A 23,158-nucleotide genomic window follows, 5' to 3' on the forward strand; every position below is an offset into this window, starting at 1 on the left:
GATCAAGGTCACGGTGGACCGGTACGGCCACCTCACACAGGACGGCCGAGAGCGCTGCCGCCAGGTGGTCGAGGTGGGCGTGGGGCCCTACCTGCTCACAGCAGGCCGAGCGATCGCAGAGCGCGGTGCTGACTCGGTGCTGGGTCAGACGGCCAGTAGACGTAGCAGACGCCGCCCGTACCACTCCTGACCTGCCCGTTCGCGTCGTACCGCTGCGTGCGCAGCCAGATCGTCTCCCACTCGTGCCGCCGGTAGACGTGGCGCACCGCCTCGTCGTCCGGCGACGCTGGGTCGTTGGCGATGACGTCGCCGTCGGCGGTGAAGCCGATGACGGTCATCAGGTGGCCGGAGGTGCCGTAGCCCGCGCCGGTCAGCTCCTCCTTGAGGAAGGACTGCGAGGTGATGACCGGGATGCCCGCCCGGACCAGGGTCTCCACGTCCCTGAGCGAGCCGAGCCGGGTCACCGCGGCGCTCATGTCGCGGTACGTCGCCGCGTAGGCGGCGTTGAACGGCCAGTTGCCGCAGCCCTCGTACTGGTTGTCGTACGTGAAGCGCGCCGCGTGGCAGACCTGGGGGTCCTGGATACCGGGCTCGACCCAGGCGAGGTCCTCGGCGGAGGGTTTGCGGCCCCAGTACTCGATGATCATCTGCGAGGAGGTGGGGCTGCACCACGCCTCGCCCCCGTTGTCGTACTCGGGGTACTGCCCGACGTGGACGTTCTGCGAGTAGCGCGGCACCGGGAGCTCGCGGACGAGGCCGGGGGTGCTGGCGGGGACGGTGAAGCGGTCGGGGATGTCCGAGGCCATCGCGCCGAGCCGCCACACCGTCGGGGTGAGCCGGCTGCCCGGGGTGCGGTACAGGGTGAGCCGGAGCCGGTAGGACAGCAGGCGCAGCCCGCTCGCCGCGTCGTCCACCGAGAGGGTGTCGGTCCAGACGGAGCTCTTGCCGTCGCTCTGGTCGTCCACCGAGGTGCGGCGGATGTCCCCGTCCCCGGCCGCCCAGCGGCCCATGACGTACCAGGGGGACTCGGTGCCGTCCGAGTAGCGGCCGCGCAGTTCGATCCGGATCCAGGTGCCGGCCGGGGTGTGCGCGTTCCAGGAGGCGATCACCTCGGTCGCGGGGACGGACGAGCGGTGGACGGGTGAGGTCCAGGTGGCGTAGTCCCACGCGGCGGTGGTGCCGGTGTGCGGGTCGGTGTAGTCCGTGCGGCCCAGCGGATGGCCGATGACGAGGCCCGCCCGGCGGCCCGCGACCGCGCGGGTGCCGGCGCCGTGGCCGCAGCGCCAGTCGGTGTACGTGGTCCAGGCGTGGTTGTCCACCGAGGGGGGCGGGGCCGCGGGGCGGTGGCGCGGGGTGCCGGCCGCCGCGGAGGCGGCGGAGGTGAGTGTTCCGGCGCCGGCCGCCGCCGCGACGGCGGCGGCGAGCACGGTTCGGCGTGAGGTCGGACTGGGCATGGGCGAGACCCCCGGTCGTCAGCGGAATGGGGCTGCGGTGCACAACAGTGCGCCAACTATCGCGGGTCACATCCCCGTTCGGCCAGCGATTCACCCCGCGTCGATCGACCAATATTGGTCCCGACCACTGGCGTGACCTGCGGCTGCACGAGAGCGTCCGCGGGGCTCGCGGCTCGTAGGCTGGGCACATGAACGACCTCCCGCACCACGCCGCGCGACTGCGCGCCCTCGCGCCGTCCTGCGGGCCGGTGCGGCTGATCGCCGTCGACGGCCACGCCGGATCGGGCAAGAGCACCTTCGCCGCCCGTCTCGCGGCGGCGCTCGGCGGCGCGCCCGTGCTGCACCTGGACGACCTGGCCACGCACGAGGAGCCGTTCGCCTGGACGCACCGGCTCCGCGAACAGGTGACGGGCCCGCTCTCGCGCGGCGAGCCCGCGCGCTACGCGCCGTACGACTGGACGGCCCGGGCCTTCGGGCCGCTCCGGACCCTGGAGCCCGCGCCCGTGGTCCTGGTCGAGGGGGTCGGCGCGGGCCGGCGCGCCCTGCGCCCCCTGCTGGCGCGGCTGCTGTGGATGGACCTGGCGGCCGAGGTGGCCTGGGAGCGCGGACGGCGGCGCGACGGGCCCGCGCTCCGCGGGTTCTGGGACGGCTGGACCGCCGCCGAGACGGCACACTTCTCGGCCGACCCCTCGCGCCCCCATGCAGACGCTCTGATACGGCAGTTGCGCGTGGGGTACGAGTGGCTGGAGGGGCCCGTACGGGAGCGGTGCTGAACCGTTCCGTCACCCGGTGTGACCATCGCGCGGCGCCGTACCGACCGGTCGGAAATCGCTCCGGAAGTACCTCAACTCCGCTTGACCCGAGGGCGGTACAGGTCTTACGTTCTCAATGTGCGGCTTTTCGGAGCCTCCACAGACGCGAAGCCCCCGGTTGTTCCCCCGTGATCGGGGGCTTCGTCCTGTGCTCCCCGCACTTGCCCGGCCACTAATGGCCCCCTGACCCTCACCCTGGGTCACGGCGCTTCTTCGGCCTGCGGCACCCTTAGTCGGATACTCCCTGCACAGGTACGATGCCTCTCGGTGCGGTCAATTCCCGTCCACGGCACAGTGATTCGGCGCGCCTCGGCGGGCTTTCGGGCGGCGGGACATCCTGGGGGCACGTTTGTGGGGGACCTGATGGACATCGGCACGCAGGGCGCACAGGCCCCGGCCGACCTCGCCTGGCTGCGGGGCGTGGACGCCTACACGATGGGCGCCTATCCGCAGGCCGAGGAGGAATTCCGGGCCGCGGTCCGCCACGATCCGGGCATGGCGGACGCCTGGCTCGGGCTGCACGCGCTGCGGGTCGACACGGCGTCGGCGCTCCTGCACATGCACCGCCACCGCGACCGCTTCGGCGAGCAGCGCGGCCGCTACCGGCGCACGCTCAACTCCTGGTACTGGCTGGGCTGGTGGGTGCAGCCGGTGCTGGAGACCCCGCGCGATCTGCTGCTGGCGCACGCCTCGCACTGGCTGGACGGCCGCCACGTGCCGGAGCTGGACCGGGCGCTCGCCGCCCTGGCGCCGGTGGACACCGACCCGCAGGTCCGCTTCCTGCACGCCTGCCGCTCCTACCTGGTCAAGGACTGGGAGCAGCTGGTACGCCACACCGAGCGGCTGCTGGACGACCCGATGCTGGGCATCGAGGCGGGGCTCTTCGGCGGCATGGCGCGGGTGCGGCTGGAGATGTACGGGCAGGCCGAACCGATGCTCGCGACGGCCCTGATGCGCTGCCGCAGCGAGCAGCCGCAGCGCAAGGAGCTTCGCTACTGGCTGGCCCGCGCCCACGAGGGCACCGGCCGCAGCGCCGCCGCCCTGCCGCTCTACCGGGCCGTGCACCGGATCGACCCCGCCTTCATGGACACCTCCGCGCGGCTGGCGGCCATCGCGGACTACGACGGGCTCGACGGCTCCGAGGACCCGTTCGGCCTGGCCGCCGTGTCGCTGACCGGCCTGGAGGCGGACGCGGCCTTCGCGGAGGGCCGGGCGGAGGGCGACTACTCGCCGGGTGGCGAGCTGCTGGACGGACGGGAGCCGGCGCCGGGCGGCGAGCCGCAGGATCTGCCCGGGGCCGGCGGCTCCCCGCTGCCCGGCGGGGCGCGGGCGAAGCCATCGGTCCCGGGGCAGCCGGTGCCGCGGCCGTTCCCGGCCGGGCCCAGCGACCCGGTCCTGCTGGCCGAGGCGCTGGCCGAGCTGGAGCGAATGGTCGGCCTGGAGCCGGTGAAGCGTCAGGTCAAGGCGCTGTCCGCGCAGTTGAACATGGCGCGGCTGCGGGCCGGCCAGGGGCTGCCCGTACAGCCGCCGAAGCGGCACTTCGTCTTCTCCGGGCCCTCCGGCACCGGCAAGACGACGGTGGCCCGCATCCTGGGCCGGGTGTTCTACGCGCTGGGCCTGCTCGGCGGGGACCATCTGGTGGAGGCCCAACGCGCGGACCTGGTGGGCGAGTTCCTGGGACAGACCGCGGTGAAGGCGAATGAGCTGATCGATTCGGCGCTGGGCGGGGTGCTCTTCGTGGACGAGGCGTACAGCCTCTCCAACACCGGGTACAGCAAGGGCGACGCGTACGGCGACGAGGCCCTTCAAGTCCTGCTCAAGCGGGCGGAGGACAACCGGGACCACCTGGTCGTCATCCTGGCCGGCTATCCGGAGGGCATGGACCGGCTGCTCTCCACCAACCCCGGGCTCTCCTCGCGCTTCACCACCCGGGTGGACTTCCCCAGCTACCGGCCGCTGGAGCTCACCGCGATCGGCGAGGTGCTGGCCGCGGAGAACGGCGACGTGTGGGACGAGGAGTCGCTGGACGAGCTGCGCTCCATCAGCGGCCACGTGGTCGACCAGGGGTGGCTGGACGAACTGGGCAACGGCCGCTTCCTGCGGACGCTGTACGAGAAGAGCTGCGCCTACCGCGACCTGCGGCTTTCCGCCTGTACGACGGTGCCGACCCGGGACGATCTGGCGACGCTGCGGCTGCCGGACCTGATGCAGGCGTACGGCGAGGTGCTGTCGGGGCGCGGGCCGGTGGGCCGGGGGCCGCAGGAGCCGCCCGCGCGGTGAGCCGCACCCCCGGCCGCCGGAGCGTTCCGGTGGCCGGGGGTGCGGGTGCGGGTCAGCCGACCAGGGCCGTGAGCCCGTCCGGGTCCGCGGTGCGTTCCTCGGTGCGGCGGGGCTCGGCGACCCGGTGCGCCGGGTCCCGTACCTCGCCGACCAGCATTTCGAGGACGTCCTCCATGGCGACCAGGCCGAGCACCCGGCCGGAGGCGTCGGCGACCTGGGCGAGGTGCGTGGCGGCACGGCGCATCACGGTGAGGGCGTCGTCCAGCGGGAGTTCGGCCCGCACGGTCGCCATCGGGCGCCACAGGTGCTGCGGCACCGCCCGCTCGCCGTCCTCCAGGTCCAGGACGTCCTTGACGTGCAGGTAGCCCATGAACGGGCCGCCGCCCTCGGCGCAGACCGGGAAGCGCGAGAAACCCGTGCGCACCGTCAGCTCCTCGATCCGGCGCGGGGTGACCGAGGGGTCCACCGTCACCAGCGAGGCGCGGCGCAGCAGCACGTCGGTGACGGGCCTGCTGCCCAGCTCCAACGCGTCCTCCAGCCGCTCCTGCGCCTCGGGTTCGAGCAGTCCGGCCTGGCCGGAGTCCTCCACGAGCCGGTTGAGCTGCTCGCTGGTGAAGACGGCCTCCACCTCGTCCTTCGGTTCGACGCCGAAGAGGCGGAGCACCAGCCGGGCGCAGGCGCCGAGCGCCGCGGTGACCGGGCGGCAGAGCCGGGCGAAGCCGACGAGGCCGGGACTGAGCCACAGCGCGGTCTTCTCCGGCGCGGCCATCGCCAGGTTCTTCGGGACCATCTCGCCGATGACGAGGTGGAGGAAGACGACGAGGACGAGCGCCAGCACGTAGCCGAGCGGGTGGATCAGCCCCTCGGGCAGGTGCACCGCGGCGAAGACCGGCTCCAGGAGGTGGGCGACGGTCGGTTCGGCGACGGCTCCGAGGGTCAGGGAGCAGACGGTGATGCCGAACTGGGCGGCCGCCATCATCTGCGGCAGGTTCTCCAGGCCGTACAGCACCTGGCGGGCGCGGCCTGATCCGGTCGCGGCGAGGGGTTCGATCTGGCTGCGCCGTACCGAGACGAGGGAGAACTCGGCGCCGACGAAGAAGCCGTTCGCGAGGACCAGGAGTCCGGCGAAGACCAACTGGAGCAGGCTCATCGCGCCGCCTCCAGGACGGCCGGCTGCGAGGCGTCCGGTCCGGTCGCCCCGGCCGTGCGCACGAAGCGGACCTTCTCGGCCCGGTAGTGGCCGACCTGGCGGACCGCGATCCGCCAGCCGGGCAGTTCGGCCCGGTCGCCGGGCGCGGGGATGCGGCCCAGCAGATCGGCGACGAGCCCGGCGACGGTCTCGTACGGGCCGTCGGGCACGTCGAGCCCTATCCGGCGCAGGGTGAGGACCCGGCAGCTGCCCTCGGCGTCCCAGGCGGGCCTGCCGTCCTCGGGCGGTGCGGCGGCCAGCTCGGGGCGGTCGGCGCCCTCGGCGTCGTGCTCGTCGCGGACCTCGCCGACGAGCTCCTCGATGATGTCCTCCAGGGTGACGACCCCGGCGGTGCCGCCGTACTCGTCCACGACGACGGCGATCGGCTGCTCCTTGCGCAGCCGCTGGAGCAGCTGTTCGACGGGCAGCGTCTCGGGCACCAGCAGCGGCGGCACGGCGATCCGGCCGGCCGGGGTGCGCAGCCGCTCGGCGGCCGGGACGGCGAGGGCGTCCTTGAGGTGGATCATGCCGACGACCTCGTCGATGCGCTCCCGGTAGACGGGGAAGCGGGACAGGCCGGTGGCGCGGGTGAGGTTGAGGACGTCCGCCGCGGTGGCGGACGTCTGGAGGGCGCTGACCTTCACGCGCGGGGTCATGACGTGCTGGGCGGTGAGCCCGGCGAGCGACAGGGTCCGTACGAAGAGGTCCGCGGTGTCCTGTTCGAGGGTGCCCGCCTCGGCCGAGTGCCGGGCGAGGGAGACCAGCTCGCCGGGGGTGCGGGCAGAGGCCAGCTCGTCGGTCGGTTCGACGCCGAGGAGGCGCACGAGCCGGTTGGCCGCGGTGTTCAGGGCGCCGATGACCGGCCGGAAGAGGCGGGTGAAGCGGTCCTGCGGTCCGGCGACGAACCGGGCGACCTGGAGCGGCTTGGAGACCGCCCAGTTCTTCGGGACGAGTTCGCCGATGACCATCTGGACGGCGGCCGCGAGCAGCATGCCGGTCACCACGCTGATGGTGGGGACGGCTCCGTCGGGCAGGCCGGTCAGGGTGAAGGGTCCCCTCAGCAGCCGGGCGAGCGCCGGCTCGGCGAGCATGCCGACCACCAGGGAGGTGATGGTGATGCCGAGCTGGGTGCCGGAGAGCTGGAAGGAGAGTTCGCGCAGGGCGCCGACGACGGTGCGGGCCCGCCGGTCGCCCTCGGCGGCGGCGCGCTCGGCGTCCGCCCGTTCGACGGTGACGAGCCCGAATTCGGCCGCCACGAAGAACCCGTTGGCGAGGATGAGAAGGAATGCCGCGAAGAGCAGCAACAAGGGGGTTGTCATGCCGCCGCCTCCACGGAGGGGGCGGCGCAGGTACTACCGGACGATCCGTCCATTGCTGGAGGGAGTCACTCCTCGGGTCGCAGGAAAGCCCCGCCGGCCTCGTGGGCCTTTGGTGCGGGGCGGGGCGCGCGCGGGGCGCCGCCGTCTTCCAGAGTAATCAACAAGAGGCCCTGCGGGGCAGGGGGCTCAGCCGTTGTCCGTTCCGGTGCCGCGCCTCTCGGCGAGGTCCCTCAGGGCGCGGGCGTCGCGGATGGCCTGCTGCTTGGCGATTCCGGGCTGGATGCCGAGGGCGGGCATGCTGGTGCCGTCGCTGAGGTCGAGGAAGACCCACGGATCGCCGGCCCGGAGGTTGACGCGGACGATTTCCGCCCACGAGAGCCGCCGGGTGCGCGTGAGATTCACCACGGTCACCCCTTCGTCGTCCGCGACGACCTTGGGGCGGCTGAGCAGCGCCAGGACGCCGAAGAAGAGCAGCGCGGTGAAGACGAAGCTGACGCGCTCTCCCCCGCTGAGCTGTTCGAGGGTGAAGGCGACGACGGTGATGACGGCGAACATCGCCGCTCCGACGGTCAGCAGGACCACCCGGGTACGGGTCGGCCGGAAGGTGACCGGCAGGGCCGGGGCACCGGGCGGGGGTGTGGGGGCTGACATGTGCTTCTTCCGTCTCCCGCCGTCAGAGGCGGCAGGCGTGGATGGCCGTGGTGAGGATGGCGCGGGCGCCGAGGTCGTACAGGTCGTCCATGATCCGCTGCGCCTCCTTGGCGGCGACCATGGAGCGGACGGCGACCCAGCCCTCGTGGTGCAGCGGGGAGATGGTCGGCGACTCCAGGCCCGGGGTGAGGGCGACGGCGCGCTCCAGGTGCTCGACGCGGCAGTCGTAGTCCATCATCACGTAGCTGCGGGCGACCAGGACGCCCTGGAGGCGGCGCAGGAACTGCTGGACCTTGGGCTCGTCGGCCGGGGCGCCGGTGCGCCGGATGACGACCGCCTCGGACGTCATGATGGGCTCGCCGATGACTTCGAGGCCGGCGTTGCGCAGGCTGGTGCCGGTCTCGACCACGTCGGCGATGACCTGGGCGACGCCGAGTTCGATGGCGGTCTCGACGGCGCCGTCGAGGTGGACGACGGAGGCGTTGACGCCGGAATCGGCGAGGTGCTTCGCGACGACGCCCTCGTAGGAGGTGGCGATCGTCATGCCGTCGAAGTCCTGCGGGCCCGCGACGGTGCCGGGCTTGGCGGCGTAGCGGAAGGTGGAGCGGGCGAAGCCGAGCTGGAGGATCTCCTCGGCCTCGGCGCCGGAGTCAAGCAGCAGGTCGCGGCCGGTGATGCCGATGTCCAGGCGGCCCGAGCTGACGTAGATCGCGATGTCGCGGGGGCGCAGGTAGAAGAACTCGACCTGGTTGGCCGGGTCCACGAGGACGAGTTCCTTGGACTCCTTGCGCTGCTGGTAGCCCGCCTCATGGAGCATCGCCATCGCAGGCCCGGAGATAGCACCCTTGTTGGGGACGGCGATGCGCAGCATGAGGTCGAGTTTCCTTTGCGAAAGGGGTGGCGGGATACGTGCGGGAGGTGCGGGGAGCCGTGCTCAGAGGTGGGCGTAGACGTCGTCGAGGGAGATCCCGCGCGCGACCATCATCACCTGGACGTGGTAGAGCAGCTGCGAGATCTCCTCGGCGGCGGCGTCCTTGCTCTCGTGCTCGGCGGCCATCCAGACTTCGGCGGCCTCCTCGACGACCTTCTTGCCGATGGCATGGACCCCCTTGTCCACCAGTTCGGCGGTGCGGGAGGTGGAGGGGTCGCCGTTGGCGGCCTTGAGCTTCAGCTCGGCGAAGAGCTCTTCGAAGGTTTTGTTCGCCATGATGTGCTCAGAATACGGGGTGCCGCGCCCGCACTCAGCGCCAGGGTTCGCTGACCGAGCGCAGTGTGGCGGCGGTGGCGACGGCGGCGGTGACCGCTTCGTGCCCCTTGTCCTCGTTGGACCCCTCCAGGCCGGCCCGGTCGAGTGCCTGCTCCTCGGTGTCGCAGGTGAGGACGCCGAAGCCGACCGGGACGCCGGTGTCGACGGCGACCTGGGTGAGGCCGTTGGTGACGCCGTGGGACACGTATTCGAAGTGCGGGGTGCCGCCGCGGATGATCACGCCGAGGGCGACGACCGCGTCGTATCCGCGCCCGGCCAGCACCTTGGCGACGACGGGGAGCTCGAAGCTGCCGGGGACCCGCAGCAGGGTCGGCTCGTCGATGCCCAGCTCGTGCAGCGCGCGCAGGGCGCCGTTGACGAGTCCGTCCATGACCTCCTCGTGCCACTGCGCGGCGACGACCGCCACACGGAGGTCACCGCAGTTGCGTACGGACAGTTCGGGTGCGCCCTTGCCGCTCATGTCTCTCCTGCTGCTTCTGTGTACGGGTGACTGCTGGTTGGTGCTACTGGTTGCCGCAGGTCGACGCGGTGGCGGCGTCGAGCCAGGGCAGGTCGTGTCCCATGCGGTCGCGCTTGGTGCGCAGGTACCGCAGGTTGTGCTCGCCGGCCTGGACGGGCATCGGCTCGCGGCCGGTGACGACCAGGCCGTGCCGCACGATCGCGGCGGTCTTCTCCGGGTTGTTCGTCATCAGGCGCAGGCTCCGCACGCCGAGGTCCTTGAGGATCTGGGCGCCCGCGGCGTAGTCCCTGGCGTCGGCGGGCAGGCCGAGCTCCAGGTTGGCGTCGAGCGTGTCGGCGCCGCGCTCCTGGAGTTCGTACGCGCGCAGCTTGGACAGCAGGCCGATGCCCCGGCCCTCGTGGCCGCGCAGGTAGACGACGACGCCGCGGCCCTCGTCCGTGATGCGGCCCATCGAGGCGTGCAGCTGGGGGCCGCAGTCGCAGCGTTCGGACTGGAAGATGTCGCCGGTCAGGCACTCGGAGTGGACCCGGACCAGGACGTCGTCGCCGTCCCCGATGTCGCCGTGGACCAGCGCGACGTGCTCGACGCCGTCCGCGGTGGAGCGGTAGCCGTACGCGGTGAACGCGCCGAAGCGGGTCGGCAGCCGGACCTCGGCCTCGCGGCGGACGGTCGGTTCGCTGGTGCGCCGGTAGGCGATCAGGTCCTCGATGGAGATGATCGTCAGACCGTGCTTGCGGGCGAAGGGGACCAGCTGGGGCAGGCGCAGCATGACGCCGTCCTCGCCCGCGATCTCCACGATCGCCCCGGCGGGCCGCAGCCCGGCGAGCCGGGCGAGGTCGACGGCGGCCTCGGTGTGGCCGTTGCGGGCGAGCACCCCGCCGGAGCGGGCGCGCAGCGGGAAGACGTGGCCGGGGCGCACGAAGTCGCCGGGGGCCGCGGTGCCGCCGGCGAGCAGGCGCAGGGTGGTGGCGCGGTCGGCGGCGGAGATGCCGGTGGACACGCCGTGGGCGGCACCGGCGTCGACGGAGACGGTGAAGGCGGTCTTCATCGACTCGGTGTTGTGGTCGACCATCTGCGGCAGTTCGAGCCGCTCCAGCTCGTCGCTCTCCATGGGCGCGCAGACGAGTCCGCGGCACTCGCTCATCATGAAGGCGATGATCTCGGGGGTGGCCTTCTCGGCGGCGACGACGAGGTCGCCCTCGTTCTCCCGGTCCTCGTCGTCGACGACCACGACGGGCCGGCCGGCGGCGATGTCGCGGATGGCCTGCTCGACGGGGTCGAGGGCGAGGTCGTCGGCGGGGGCCTCGTGTTCGCGGTGCAGCCAGGTGGGCTGGGCGGTCATGCCGTGGCTCCTTCCAGAGCGGGTGTCCGCGTACGCAGCCACCAGTCGCGCATGCCCCACAGGACGAGGGCCCCGTAGACGACGTAGATGAGACCGGAGAAGGCGAGTCCGCTGTGGAAGTTCAGCGGGACGCCGACCAGGTCGACCAGGAGCCAGGCGAACCAGAACTCGACCATCCCTCGGGCCTGGGCGAGCATCGCGACCAGGGTGCCGGCGAAGATGTACGCGTCCGCCCACGGGCTCCAGGAGAGCGAGGGGAAGGCGGTGAACAGGCCGCCGACCGCGAGGGTGCCGAGGGCGGCGCCGCCGGCCAGGTAGCCGCGTTCGCGCCAGGTGGCGAAGCGTACGGCGATGGAGCCGTCCTGGGCCTGCTGCCGGCCCCGGGTCCACTGCTGCCAGCCCCAGACGGCGACGGCGATGACGATGAGCTGCTTGCCCACACTGCCCGCCTGGTGGACGGAGACGTTGGCGGCGACGAGCACGGCGCCGGACAGGAGCTGGGCGGGCCAGGTCCAGATGGAGCGCAGCCAGCCCAGCGTCAGGGCGATGAGACCGATGGTGTTGCCGATCATGTCGGACCAGATGATGTGCTGCCCGAAGACGGTGAATGCCTCGGAGTTCAGCCAGTGCAGGGCGCTCATGCGGCCGGTTCCCCCTTCTGCGGCGCGACGTCGCCGAGCAGCCGCTCGACGTACTTGGCGATGACGTCCACTTCGAGGTTGACCGGGTCGCCGGGCTCCTTGATGCCGAGCGTGGTCAGCGCGAGGGTGGTGGGGATGAGGCTGATGGTGAAGTAGTCCGGTCCGGCGTCCACGACGGTCAGGCTGACGCCGTCGACGGTGATCGAGCCCTTCTCCACCACGTAGCGGGTCAGGTCGGCCGGCAGGGAGACCTTCACGATCTCCCAGTTCTCGGAGACCCGGCGCTCCAGGATGCGGCCGGTGCCGTCGACGTGGCCCTGGACGATGTGCCCGCCGAGCCGTCCGCCGAGCGCCATGGGGCGTTCCAGGTTGACGCGGGAGCCGGTCGTCAGGGCGCCGAGGCTGGAGCGGTTCAGCGTCTCGGCCATCACGTCGGCCGTGAACTCGTGCTCACCGAGGTCCACGACGGTCAGGCAGACACCGTTCACGGCGATCGAGTCACCGTGTTTGGCGCCCTCGGTGACGACGGGGCCGCGCAGACGGAAGCGGGAGGCGTCCTCCAGCTTCTCGACGGCGGTGACCTCACCCAGTTCTTCGACAATTCCGGTGAACACTCAGTTTTCCTTCCGGGCGGGGCCGGGAACGGCGGTGACGCGCAGATCGGGGCCGATGCGGACGGTCTCGGTCACATCGAGGCGCAACGCCTCGGTGAGGGTGGAGATTCCGGCGTCGGCGAGGGCCGCGGGGCCTGCGCCGAGGAGGACGGGGGCGAGGTAGCCGACGACCTTGTCGACCAGTCCCGCGGCGACGAAGGCCCCGGCCAGGACCGGACCGCCTTCGAGGAGTACGGAGCGCACGCCGCGCTCGTGGAGGGCGGCGAGCAGGGCGGGCAGGTCGAGGCCGGGTCCGCCGGCCGCGCGGGGCAGGCGCAGGACGGCCTCGTCGGGCAGGTGGCGGCTGTCGGCGTCGTCGGCGACCGCGATCAGGGTGGGCGCGCCGGCGTCGAGGACCCGGGCGCCGGGGCGTACGGCGGTGGCCCGGGTGTCGAGGACGACCCGCAGGGGCTGGACGGCGCCGTCGATGCCGCGTACCGCGAGCTGGGGGTCGTCGGCGCGGGCGGTGCCGGAGCCGACGAGGACCGCGTCGGCCTCGGCGCGCAGCCGGTGGACGTCGGCGCGGGACTCGGCGGAGCTGATCCAGCGGCTGGTGGCGTCGGCGGCGGCGACCCGGCCGTCCAGGCTCGCCGCGTACTTCCAGGTGACGTGCGGGCGGCCCAGGCGCACTGAGGTCAGCCAGGCGGCGTTACCCGCTTCGGCCTCCGCGGCGAGGAGGCCCGCCTCGGCCCCGACCCCGGCGGCGCGCAGGGTGTCGGCACCGCCGGTGGCCTGCGGGTTCGGGTCGCCGACCGCGTAGACGACGCGGGCGATGCCGGCCTCGATGAGCGCCTGGGCGCAGGGGCCGGTGCGGCCGCTGTGGTTACAGGGTTCGAGGGTGACGTAGGCGGTGCCGCCGCGGGCCAGGTCGCCGGCCGCGCGCAGGGCGTGGATCTCGGCGTGCGGGCCGCCGGCGCGCTGGTGGAAGCCCTCCCCGACGGTCTGTCCGGCCGCGTCGAGGACGACGCATCCGACGACCGGGTTGGGGCTGGTGGAGCCGAGGCCGCGAGCGGCGAGCGCGATGGCTCGGCGCATGGCGGTGGTGTCGGCTGCGGTGTCCACCGGGTCCTCCTGCCTCTTCGGGCACGGACTCCGGGGCCTGTCGATGACGACAGGAGAAGCGGAACGCACGGCGGGGACGCCGGATGCCGGAAAACACGGATGGCCCGGTTGCCCGAAAACCATCCGCCGACGGCGGCGTACCCGCGAAACGGCCCGCCGCGCACTGCCTCCCATCCGGACTTTAACCGTCGGTCCAGGAATCCCACCTGGTCAACCGGCCGCTGGATGCGGACGGGTCGCGGACTATAACCGCCGGTTCGGAATTGCACCGACCCCGGAGTGCGCTGCTGCTGGTACACGATCAGTGTGCCACGACCGGGCATGACCCATACGGGCGAACGCTGTGGAGTGGCTCACAGACAGCGCGTGACAGGGGCTCTTTTCGGACACCCGCGCAGGAATGGACCATGAATGGTCCAGACCTATTGACGCACTGGTCTAGTCCTCTTAATCTCTGCGTCACCTCCGAGGACCGGTTCCCGGGTGTGCGCACGCCCGGGGCCCAACACGACCCGCCCCCTTGTCAGTTGTGTTCTGCCGACCTCCCCAGGAGGAATCGAACGTGCTGTCCCCCACCCGCGCGAGAGCCACGCTCCTCGCCGCCGGCGCCAGTGTCGCCGCGCTGCTGATCGGCTCGCTCTCCGCGACCCCCTCACAAGCCGCCGACCAGGAGTCCTGTCGCCCCGACGGGCTCTACGAGACGCCGGGCGTCTCCGTCCCCTACTGCTCCGTGTACGACTCCGAGGGCCGCGAGAAGATGGGCGCCGACCATCCGCGGCGCGTCATCGGCTACTTCACGAACTGGCGGACCGGCAAGGACGGCAAACCCGCCTACCTCGCCTCCGACATCCCCTGGGACAAGGTCACCCACCTCAACTACGCCTTCGCCCACGTCGACGGCAGCAACAAGATCTCGGTCGGGACCGACGGACCGGACAACGCCTCGACCGGTATGACATGGCCGGGAGTCGCCGGTGCCGAGATGGACCCCGCTCTCCCCTACAAGGGTCATTTCAACCTGCTCACCAAGTTCAAGAAGCAGTACCCGAACGTGAAGACGATGGTCTCCGTCGGCGGCTGGGCCGAGACCGGCGGCTACTTCGACGACAGCGGCAAGCGGGTCGACTCCGGCGGCTTCTACTCGATGGCCACCAACGCCGACGGCTCGGTCAACCAGGCCGGGATCAACACCTTCGCGGACTCGACGGTCGCCTTCATCAAGAAGTACGGCTTCAACGGCGTCGACATCGACTACGAGTACCCGACGACCATGAAGGACGCCGGGAACCCGCTGGACTGGACGCTGTCCAACGCCCGCCGGGCCGGCCTGGTCAAGGGCTACGCCGCGCTGATGAAGACCCTGCGCGAGAAGCTCGACCGGGCCTCCGCCGCCGACGGCACCCACTACCTGCTCAGCGTCGCCGCCCCCTCGTCGGGCTACCTGCTGCGCGGCATGGAGACCTTCCAGGTCCAGAAGTACCTGGACTACGTCAACATCATGTCGTACGACCTGCACGGCGCCTGGAACGAGTACGTCGGCCCGAACGCCGCGCTCTTCGACGACGGCAAGGACGCGGAGCTCGTCCAGGCGAGCGTCTACTCGACCTCCCAGTACGGCGGGACCGGCTACCTCAACACCGACTGGGCCTACCACTACTTCCGTGGTTCGATGCCGTCCGGCCGGATCAACATCGGCCTGCCGTACTACACCCGCGGCTTCAAGAACGTGCAGGGCGGCACCAACGGCCTCTGGGGCAAGGCGGCTTCCACCGACTGCCCGGCGGGCGCGGGCCTGACCAAGTGCGGTGACGGCGCCGTCGGCATCGACAACCTCTGGCACGACGAGGACACCAACGGCAAGGAGGCGCCCGCCGGCTCCAACCCGATGTGGCACGCCAAGAACCTGGAGAAGGGCATCGTCGGCGACTACGTCACGGACTACGGGTTCCCCGCGGACACGAAGCTGACCGGTACCTACGTCCGCAACTACGACTCCACCCTGGTCGCGCCCTGGCTGTGGAACGCCGACAAGAAGGTCTTCCTCTCCACCGAGGACGAGCAGTCCGTGCAGGCCAAGGCGGACTACGTGGCCGACAAGGGCATCGGCGGCACGATGATCTGGGAGCTGGCCGGCGACTACGGCTGGAACGCCGCCAAGGGCCAGTACGGGCCCGGCTCGACGCTCACCTCCACGATGTACGACACCTTCAAGAAGGCCGCGCCGTACGGGGCCACGCGCTCCACCATCGACCTGCCGACCCAGGCGCTGGACATCGACGTCTCCTTCGACCAGTTCCCGCTGGGCGACTCCAACTACCCGATCAGCCCCAAGCTGAAGATCACCAACAACACGAAGACGGCGCTGCCGGGCGGCACGGAGTTCCAGTTCGACTACGCGACCTCGGCGCCCGCCAACGCCAAGGACCAGTCGGGCTTCGGCACCACGATCGTGCGCAGCGACCACACCGCGGCGAACAACGTCGGCGGGCTGAAGGGCGACTACAACCGCGTCTCCCTGAAGCTGCCGTCCTGGCAGAGCCTGGAGCCCGGCGCGTCGGTCCAGGTCGACTTCGTCTACTACCTGCCCACCTCCACGCCCTCCAACTGGACCGTGACCTTCGGCGGCAAGTCCTACGCCCTCGCGGCGGACCTGGCCCGCGGCACGACGGTCGTCGAGCCGGGCACGGGCTCCACGCCGACGCCCGACCCGTCCGGCTCCACCGGCCCGACCCCCGGCCCGTCGGGCGGCGCCTGCACGGCGACGGCCTGGAGCGCGAGCGCGGAGTACGGCGCGGGTACGACGGTCAGCCACGGGTCGCACCAGTGGAAGGCGAAGTGGTGGACGAAGGGCGAGACGCCCGGGTCCACGGGCGAATGGGGCGTCTGGCAGGACCTGGGCGCCTGCTGATCCCCTCTCCGGGGCGAGGTGTTTCGTGTACCTCGCCCCTTCCCGGGGCGCGGGGTTACGTCCTCACCCCCGCCGGGGCGAACAACGCGTCCTGCGCCGCCTCCCGCGCCACCAGCAGCGCCCCCCGCAGGACCGCCGTCCCCCCGAGCCGGCCCGCCCTCACCCCCGTCCGCAGCGGGGACATCGATTCCAGCCGCTCCGACACCCGAGCGGCCAGCGCGTCGCCCCCCGCATGGCCCACCTCGCCCGACAGGAGCACGAGGCCCGGGTCCAGGACCGAGGCCACGGCGGCGACGCCCAGCGCGAGGCGGTCGGCGAGCGCGCCGAGAAACGCCTCTGCCCGCCCCTCCCCCGCGAGCGCCGCCCGCACGGCCGCCGCCGCTCCGGGCTCCTGGCCCCCCGTCGGGGCGGCGATCCCGTGCGCGGCGGCCAGTTCGCACAGCGGCGCCGACCCGGCCAGGGAGTGAAAGCCGCCGTCGCAGTTGACGGCGGACGGCGTACCGATCGTGCCGGGGACCGGCAGGAACCCGATCTCGCCCGCACCGCCCGAGGCCCCGCGTCGCAGCTTCCCGTCGAGCATGACCGCCGCTCCCACGCCGTGGCCGAGCCAGAGCAGGACGAACGTGTCGTGGTCGCGGGCCGCACCGACGCGGTGCTCGGCGACGGCGGCGAGGTTCGTCTCGTTCTCGACGAGCACGGTCGCCGGCAACCGTTCCTGCAGCGCGCGGACCAGGCTGCGGTGCCAGGACGGCAGACCGGTGGTGTCCCGCAGCTCGCCCGTGACGGGGTCGATCAGCCCAGGGGCCCCGATGCCGACGCTGTGCAGCGGCGCGCTCCCCGCGCTGCGCGCGGTGTCCGCCAGCAGGGCGCCGGCCTGCTCGACGGCGTCGGCCCCCTCGGTCTCGCTCCCGATCGGCAGCGTCGCCTCGGCCAGCGTCGCGCCCAGCAGATCCGCGACCACGACGGCGACGCTGTCGGTGCGTACGTCGAGGCCGGCCAGCAGCGCGCGGTCCGCGACGATCCCGTAGAGCCGGGCATTGGGCCCCCGGCGCTCGGCGCCGGTCTCACCGACCACATGGATCAGACCCGCGCCCTGGAGGCGTTCCACCAGGTCGGCGACGGTGGGCCGGGAGAGGCCGGTGAGGGTCTTCAACTGCGTGGCCGTCAGCGGGCCGTCCTGCTGGAGAAGCCGCAGGGCGAGCCGGTCGTTGATGGCCCGGGCGGTGCTCGGTGATGCGGGCATGCCGGGATCCTTCCAGATCACCGCCGCGGTGGAGGACCGGGCGGTCTATTTATCAGGCAGGGTTCCTGATAGTTTACGGGCCGCACATCGTGGCGACGGACTCAGGGGAGGGCACGGCGGTATGACAACGGATTCCACGGCTACGGTCTTCGGCTCACACGAGGTGAGGCGGGCCAGGCATGCCGTCGCGGCGGTCTTCACCGTGCACGGAGCGGTGACGGGCAGCTTCGCCACCCGGGTGCCCTGGATCCAGGAGCACGCCGGAGTCAGCGCGGGTCAGCTCGGCATCGCCCTGGCGTTCCCCGCGATCGGCGCGTCGATCGCGATGCCGCTGGCCGGTGCGGTCAGCCACCGCTTCGGCGCCCGGACCGCTCTGCGCGGGCTGCTGGCCCTGTGGACGCTGGCACTGATCCTGCCCTCGCTGGCGCCCGGACTGCTCACGCTGTGCGCGGCGCTGTTCGTCTACGGGGCGTCGGCCGGCATGTCCGACGTGGCGATGAACGCGCTCGGGGTCGAGGTGGAGAACCGCCTCGACAAGTCGATCATGTCGGGGCTGCACGGGATGTGGAGCGTGGGCGCCCTGCTCGGCTCGGCGGCGGGCACGGTGGCCGCCCACACGGGCGCCGACGCCCGGCTGCACCACTTCATAGCCGCCCTGGTGCTGACCGCCCTGGGCCTGGTCGCCTGCCAGTGGGTGCTGGACCTGCGCAGCGAGCCGGACGAGGAGCCGCCGCCGCGTTTCGCGCTGCCGCCGAAGTCGGCCCTGGTCATCGGCGCGGTCGGCTTCTGCGCGGTGTTCGCCGAGGGGGCCAGCCTCGACTGGTCGGCGATCTACCTCCGCGACACACTGGACAGTTCGGCCGGTCTCGCGGCCGCGTCCACGACCGCGTTCGCGCTGACGATGGCGGTCGCACGGATCGCCGGCGACCGGGTCGTGGACCGCTTCGGCGCGGTGCGCACCGTACGGGCCGGCGGCGTCCTGGCCACGGCCGGCGGGGTGTTGGTGGTCACCGCCCCGCACGCGGCCCTGGCGATGTGCGGCTTCGGGCTGATGGGGCTCGGGATCGCCGTGGTGGTCCCGCTCGCCTTCGCCGCGGCCGGGCGCAGCGGGCCCAAGCCGGCCCAGGCCATCGCGGGCGTCGCGACCATCACGTACACCTCCGGGCTCATCGCCCCGTCGGCGATCGGTTCGCTGGCCGAGGCGACCTCGCTGGTCGTGTCGTTCGGTCTGGTGTCCGTGCTGGCGTTCGGTCTGGTGCTCGGTGCCGGGGTGCTGCGGGCCGGTGACCGCAAGGTGGCGGGGTCCGGGGCGGCGGTGCGGGACGTACCGGCGGCCGAGCCCCGCCCCTGACGCCGGGCGACCGGACGAGGCGGGTCCGGCCGGGAGGCGCACACCGGGCGGCACTACCATGGCGCTGATCTTTTCCGCGCTGAGCGCCGAACCGGGCGAGGTACCGGGCTCACGCACCTCACACACAGGGAGCAACCATGGGCCTCGGCGTGCGCTGGACCTTGCACGGCGACGGGAAGACGCCGGCACCGGGAGCGGTGGTCCGCCCCGACGAGCGGCTCTCCTGGCCCCGTACCTTCGGGCTCGGCGCGCAGCACGTGGTCGCCATGTTCGGCGCCTCGTTCGTCGCTCCGGTCCTGATGGGGCTCGACCCCAACCTGGCGATCATGATGTCGGGTGTCGCGACGGCCATCTTCCTGCTGGCCACCCGCGGCCAGGTACCCAGCTACCTGGGCTGTTCGCTCTCCTTCGTCGGGGTCGCCGCGACGATCCGGGCGAGCGGCGGCAACAGCGCGGTGGTCACCGGTGCGGTGCTCGTGGTCGGCGCGGTGCTCTTCCTGGCCGGGCTCGCGGTGCAGCGGTTCGGCGCGCGGATCATCCACGCGGCGATGCCGCCGGTGGTGACGGGCGCGGTCGTCATGCTCATCGGGTTCAACCTGGCGCCGGTGACCGCGTCCACGTACTGGCCGCAGGACCAGTGGACCGCGCTCCTGGTGATGCTGTTCACCGGACTGGCCGTGGTGTGCCTGCGCGGCTTCTTCTCCCGCATCGCGATCTTCCTCGGGCTCGTCTTCGGTTACGTCCTGTCCTGGGTGCTCGACCGCGTCTTCGGGAAGATCCACTCCCCCGCCGGCGGCGCCGAGGCCGTGGACCACTGGCGGCTGGACCTCTCGGGCGTCGGGAAGGCCGACTGGGTCGGGCTGCCTTCGTTCCACGCCCCGAGCTTCCAGTGGTCGGCGATCCTCGTCGCGCTGCCCGTCGTCATCGCGCTGATCGCCGAGAACGCCGGGCACGTGAAGGCGGTCGGCGAGATGACCGGGCACTCGCTGGACAGCAAGCTGGGCACGGCGATCGCCGCGGACGGCGCCGCCTCCATGCTCTCGACCGCGGTGGGCGGCCCGCCGAACACCACGTACTCCGAGAACATCGGCGTGATGGCCGCGACCCGGGTCTACTCCACCGCCGCCTACTGGGCCGCGGCCTGCTTCGCGCTGCTGTTCGGTCTCTGCCCGAAGTTCGGCGCGGTCGTCGCCGCCATCCCGGGCGGAGTCCTCGGCGGCATCACCGTCATCCTGTACGGCATGATCGGCCTGCTCGGCGCCCAGATCTGGCTGAACGCCGAGGTCGACCTGCGCAACCCGCTGAACCTGGTGCCGGCCGCCGCGGGCATCATCATCGGCGTCGGCGGGGTCAGCCTGAAGATCAGCGACAACTTCGAGCTCGGCGGCATCGCCCTCGGCACCATCGTCGTGATCACCGGCTACCACGTGCTGCGCGCCTTCGCCCCGGCCCACCTCAAGACGCAGGAGCCGCTGCTCGACTCGGGCACCTCCGCGTACGACGAGGAGCCGCCGGCCGCCGGTTCCTGACCGGTCAGCCGCTTGCCAGCGCGTAGGCGTAGTCGGGCGAGAACGAACCCGCCGGGCCCTGGCAGCCGTCGGACTCGCCCGGCAGCTTCACCCACAGATAGGCGTCGATCCGGGCCTCCCCCGTCCGCGTGGTGGGGGCCCGGCCCAGCGCCCGGCCCGTCGGGTCGCACCACTCCTCGCCCTCGGGCGCCCCGTTCCCGTTCCGGCTGGTGTCGATGACGGCGCCCAGCCGCGCCGGGCCGCCGAGCGCGGCCAGCACCTGCCGGGCGTAGGCGGCCTCGTCGGAGGTGCGGTGGAAGTTCGACACGTTGGTGAAGATGCCGTCGCCGCTGCTCGCCGCCCCCGCCGCCCGCAGCGCCGCGGCCTGCTTCGCGGCGGGGTGCCAGCCGGAGTGACCGCCGTCGAAGTACACCCTGGCCTTCGGGTTCGCCGCGTGCAGGGCGCGGCCGGCCCGGGCCGGCGAGGCGTTGCGGGCCGCCAGGCCGCCGGGCGAGAGGCAGTCGGACTGCGCGACGGAGTCGGGTTCCAGGATCACGATCACCGGCCCGCCGCCGAGCCCCGCCGCGAACCGCCGTATCCACGCGTCGTACGAGGCGAGGTCCGGTGCGCCGCCCTCGGACGCCCCGCCGCAGTCCCGGTCGGGGATGGCGTACGGCACCAGGACCGGGGTCCGGCCGGCCCGGGCCGCCGCCGAGGTGACCGCCCGTACCTGCCCGGTGACGGCCTCGGGGTCGTAGGAGGCGAACCAGACGGCGGCGGGCCGCGCGGCTATCCGTTCCTCGATCAGCGGGCGGCGCGGGTCGGTGCGGTGCGCCGCGACCCAGTCCAGGACCTGGGACTCGGGGTGGCGGTAGAGGAGCGCGCCGGCGGGCGGGGCGGTGGTCCGGGTGGCCGTGGGCGCGGGTTTCGACGGCCGGGGTGCGCGCGAGGTGCCGGACGCCGGCGCGGACGGCGTACGCGGGGCGGCCGTGGCGCTCGGCACGGCGGGCAGCGGCGCCGCCGTCGGCGAGGCCGGGGTGTCGGGGGCGGCGGTGGTGTGCCGGCCCTGGTCGCCGAGGGCGGACAGCACGCCGGCGGCGGCGCCCGCGACGACCACGGCCGAGGCTACGACCGCCATGGCCTGCCTGCGCGCCCGCACCCTGCGCCGCCTGGACTCCCGCCGCGCGACCCGGCGTTGTGCGCGTACCCCCGGCACTCCCCGCTCCCTTCCCCGCGTTACGGGGAGCTTAGGGGGTGTCCGGCACATCCCTGGGCGGGTGGGTTCAGTCCTCCGGGAGTTCGACCGGGGCGAGCTCGTCGAAGAGGTCGCCGGGGCCGGGGTTGGTCGCGTCGGTCGCGCCGCCGAAGTGGGACATCACGCCCCAGACGGCGTTGAGCGCGGTCTGCACGGCTCCCTCGGCCCAGCCCGCCGTCCAGGAGATGTCGTCGCCCGCCAGGAACAGGCCCCGCTTGTCGGCGGGCAGCCGGTCCTGCATGAAGTGGGTGAACAGGCGCCGCTGGTAGCGGTAGTGGCCGGGCAGGTTGGCCTTGAACGCGCCCATGAAGTACGGCTCGTTCTCCCAGGACACCGTCACCGGGTTGCCGATGATGTGCCCCCGGATGTCCACGTTCGGGTAGATCTCGCCGAGCGACTTCAGCATGACGTCCATGCGCTCGGCCGCCGACAGCGGCAGCCACTTCAGGCTGTCGTCGCACCAGGTGTACGAGAGGCAGATGCTGGCCGGCCGGTCCGGCCCGTCGTCCAGGAGGTAGGTGCCCCGGGTCATCCGGTCGGTCAGCGTCATCGACATGGTGTCGCGCCCGGTGGTCTCGTCCTTGTCCAGCCAGAACGGCCGGTCGACGGGCACGAACAGCTTGGACGACTCCATGTAGTGGGTGCGCTCCATCGCCGTCCAGTGGTCGATCGGGAAGAGCGCGTCGTCGCAGGCGATCTTGGAGAGCAGCAGCCAGGACTGGCCGGTGAAGACGGCCGCCCGGTAGGTGCGGATGTCGCCGGAGGCGTCGGTGACGGTGATCCGGTTGCCGGCCGTGCGGTGCAGGCGGGTGACGGCCCCGCGCGGCTCCCCGTCGTGGAGCGAGGACAGCGAGGTGCCGAGCGGCCAGTGGACGATCTTCTGCGGTTCGCGTTCCCACAGGCGCAGCGGGAGCTGCTGGCTGCCGCCGACGATGGAGCGGTGGTGGTCGTCCGCCTCGGTGTAGACGACGCGCAGGATCTCCAGGATGGAGTTGGGGAAGTCGGTGTCCCATCCGCCGGTGCCGAAGCCGACCTGTCCGAAGATCTCGCGGTGGCGGAAGGACTTGAAGGCGTCGGAGTCGCAGAGGAAACCGTAGAAGGTCTGGTTGTCCAGCTTCTCGACCAGGCGGGCCCAGATCTCCCTGATCCGCGGGACGTCGCGCTCGCGCATCGCCCGGTTCATGTCGGAGAAGTCGGCGCCCTCCTCCAGGCATGCGTTCCAGGCGTCCATCACATCGCGGTAGACCTGCGGGAGTTCGCGAAAAGTCCGGGCGTAGTGCGACTCGCCCTTGAGGTCCACGACGGTCGAGGGGGTGGCCGGGGAGAGCGGGTTGGGGAACGGCTTGGTCTCCAGGCCGACCAGGTCGATGTAGTGCTGGAGCGCGGTCGAGGACGGCGGGAAGCGCATCGCGCCCATCTCGGCGGTGAGCGGTTCGCCGTCCGTGGCGCAGCCATCGAACTCGACGGTGCGCAGCCGGCCGCCGATGCGGTCGGCCTCGTACACGACGGGCCGCAGGCCCATCTTCATCAGCTCGTACGCGGTGATGATCCCGGAGAGCCCGCCGCCGATGACGGCCACCTCGGTGCCGTGCTCGGTGGCCGGTATCTGGCCGATGCCCGCGGGGTGCGCGAGGAAGTCGTCGTACGCGTAGGGGAAGTCCGGGCCGAACATGGTGATCGGCGGGGCCGGTTCCTCGGTGTGCTGGACGGCGGGGGGCACGGACGTCATGGGGTAGGGACTCCTAGCGGGAAAGGCGGGGAAG

Annotated in this window: 19 protein-coding genes and 1 riboswitch; of the genes, 5 read left to right on the top strand and 14 right to left on the bottom strand. The window is 72.3% G+C overall.

Annotation, left to right across the window (positions count from 1 at the left end; genetic code table 11):
• Positions 1-95 precede the first annotated feature (95 nt).
• Positions 96-1,454 carry a peptidase C39 family protein gene (locus E6R18_RS19750; RefSeq protein WP_136318226.1) on the bottom strand — a complete coding sequence of 453 codons (1,359 nt, stop codon included), beginning with the start codon at positions 1,452-1,454 and terminating at the stop codon, positions 96-98.
• Between the two features lie 188 nt (positions 1,455-1,642).
• On the opposite strand from E6R18_RS19750, the gene E6R18_RS19755 reads away from it, so the two are divergent.
• Positions 1,643-2,227, top strand: coding sequence for a hypothetical protein (locus tag E6R18_RS19755; RefSeq protein ID WP_136318227.1), 585 nt, complete (start codon positions 1,643-1,645; stop codon positions 2,225-2,227).
• A 402-nt stretch (positions 2,228-2,629) separates the two neighbouring features.
• A complete protein-coding gene (locus tag E6R18_RS19760) occupies positions 2,630-4,546 on the top strand; it encodes an AAA family ATPase (RefSeq protein WP_206308326.1) in 1,917 nt (638 codons plus the stop codon).
• 52 nt (positions 4,547-4,598) lie between these two features.
• On the opposite strand, the gene E6R18_RS19765 is transcribed toward E6R18_RS19760, so the two are convergent.
• From E6R18_RS19765 to ribD, 10 genes are all read right to left on the bottom strand, one after another.
• Positions 4,599-5,696 (bottom strand): hemolysin family protein, encoded by a 1,098-nt coding sequence (locus E6R18_RS19765; protein WP_136318229.1) that lies wholly within the window; start codon positions 5,694-5,696, stop codon positions 4,599-4,601.
• Positions 5,693-7,054, bottom strand: coding sequence for a hemolysin family protein (locus E6R18_RS19770; RefSeq protein ID WP_136318230.1), 1,362 nt, complete (start codon positions 7,052-7,054; stop codon positions 5,693-5,695). The genes E6R18_RS19765 and E6R18_RS19770 overlap by 4 nt, the downstream gene beginning before the upstream one ends.
• 186 nt (positions 7,055-7,240) lie before the next feature.
• Positions 7,241-7,705 (bottom strand): PH domain-containing protein, encoded by a 465-nt coding sequence (locus E6R18_RS19775; protein ID WP_136318231.1) that lies wholly within the window; start codon positions 7,703-7,705, stop codon positions 7,241-7,243.
• Positions 7,706-7,727: 22 nt separating this feature from the next.
• Entirely contained in the window at positions 7,728-8,576 is an 849-nt protein-coding gene (gene hisG, locus E6R18_RS19780) for an ATP phosphoribosyltransferase (protein ID WP_136318232.1), read from the bottom strand.
• 63 nt (positions 8,577-8,639) lie between these two features.
• Entirely contained in the window at positions 8,640-8,912 is a 273-nt protein-coding gene (locus tag E6R18_RS19785) for a phosphoribosyl-ATP diphosphatase (protein WP_018551335.1), read from the bottom strand.
• Positions 8,913-8,946: 34 nt separating this feature from the next.
• Positions 8,947-9,432: a 6,7-dimethyl-8-ribityllumazine synthase gene (gene ribH / locus E6R18_RS19790; RefSeq protein ID WP_136318233.1), complete on the bottom strand. Its 486-nt coding sequence runs from the start codon at positions 9,430-9,432 to the stop codon at positions 8,947-8,949.
• Positions 9,433-9,475: 43 nt separating this feature from the next.
• The gene (locus tag E6R18_RS19795) at positions 9,476-10,774 is read right to left on the bottom strand and encodes a bifunctional 3,4-dihydroxy-2-butanone-4-phosphate synthase/GTP cyclohydrolase II (RefSeq protein WP_136318234.1); all 1,299 of its coding nucleotides are present in this window, start codon (positions 10,772-10,774) and stop codon (positions 9,476-9,478) included.
• Positions 10,771-11,415 (bottom strand): nicotinamide mononucleotide transporter family protein, encoded by a 645-nt coding sequence (locus E6R18_RS19800; protein WP_136318235.1) that lies wholly within the window; start codon positions 11,413-11,415, stop codon positions 10,771-10,773. Before E6R18_RS19800 ends, E6R18_RS19795 begins: the two co-directional genes overlap by 4 nt.
• On the bottom strand, positions 11,412-12,029 hold the full coding sequence (locus E6R18_RS19805) for a riboflavin synthase (protein WP_136318236.1): 618 nt from the start codon (positions 12,027-12,029) through the stop codon (positions 11,412-11,414). The genes E6R18_RS19800 and E6R18_RS19805 overlap by 4 nt, the downstream gene beginning before the upstream one ends.
• Positions 12,030-13,130, bottom strand: a complete 1,101-nt coding sequence (gene ribD / locus E6R18_RS19810) for a bifunctional diaminohydroxyphosphoribosylaminopyrimidine deaminase/5-amino-6-(5-phosphoribosylamino)uracil reductase RibD (RefSeq protein ID WP_136318237.1) — start codon at positions 13,128-13,130, stop codon at positions 12,030-12,032.
• A gap of 156 nt (positions 13,131-13,286) precedes the next feature.
• Positions 13,287-13,417, bottom strand: a riboswitch (FMN riboswitch).
• 275 nt (positions 13,418-13,692) lie between these two features.
• Between ribD and E6R18_RS19815 the strand changes: the two genes are divergently transcribed.
• The gene (locus E6R18_RS19815) at positions 13,693-16,038 is read left to right on the top strand and encodes a chitinase C-terminal domain-containing protein (RefSeq protein ID WP_136318238.1); all 2,346 of its coding nucleotides are present in this window, start codon (positions 13,693-13,695) and stop codon (positions 16,036-16,038) included.
• Positions 16,039-16,093: 55 nt separating this feature from the next.
• Here E6R18_RS19815 and E6R18_RS19820 read toward each other — a convergent pair whose 3' ends face one another.
• Positions 16,094-17,281, bottom strand: a complete 1,188-nt coding sequence (locus tag E6R18_RS19820) for an ROK family transcriptional regulator (protein WP_136318239.1) — start codon at positions 17,279-17,281, stop codon at positions 16,094-16,096.
• Positions 17,282-17,402: 121 nt separating this feature from the next.
• On the opposite strand from E6R18_RS19820, the gene E6R18_RS19825 reads away from it, so the two are divergent.
• Entirely contained in the window at positions 17,403-18,632 is a 1,230-nt protein-coding gene (locus tag E6R18_RS19825) for an MFS transporter (RefSeq protein WP_136318240.1), read from the top strand.
• A 137-nt stretch (positions 18,633-18,769) separates the two neighbouring features.
• Positions 18,770-20,161 carry a solute carrier family 23 protein gene (locus E6R18_RS19830; protein WP_136318241.1) on the top strand — a complete coding sequence of 464 codons (1,392 nt, stop codon included), beginning with the start codon at positions 18,770-18,772 and terminating at the stop codon, positions 20,159-20,161.
• A gap of 4 nt (positions 20,162-20,165) precedes the next feature.
• Here the strand turns inward: E6R18_RS19830 and E6R18_RS19835 are convergent, their stop codons facing one another.
• Positions 20,166-21,278, bottom strand: a complete 1,113-nt coding sequence (locus E6R18_RS19835; RefSeq protein ID WP_136318242.1) for a glycoside hydrolase family 6 protein — start codon at positions 21,276-21,278, stop codon at positions 20,166-20,168.
• A 145-nt stretch (positions 21,279-21,423) separates the two neighbouring features.
• A complete protein-coding gene (locus tag E6R18_RS19840; RefSeq protein WP_136318243.1) occupies positions 21,424-23,124 on the bottom strand; it encodes an NAD(P)/FAD-dependent oxidoreductase in 1,701 nt (566 codons plus the stop codon).
• Positions 23,125-23,158 lie beyond the last annotated feature (34 nt).

This window comes from Streptomyces sp. A1277, from assembly GCF_004795015.1.
Taxonomy (GTDB): domain Bacteria; phylum Actinomycetota; class Actinomycetes; order Streptomycetales; family Streptomycetaceae; genus Streptomyces.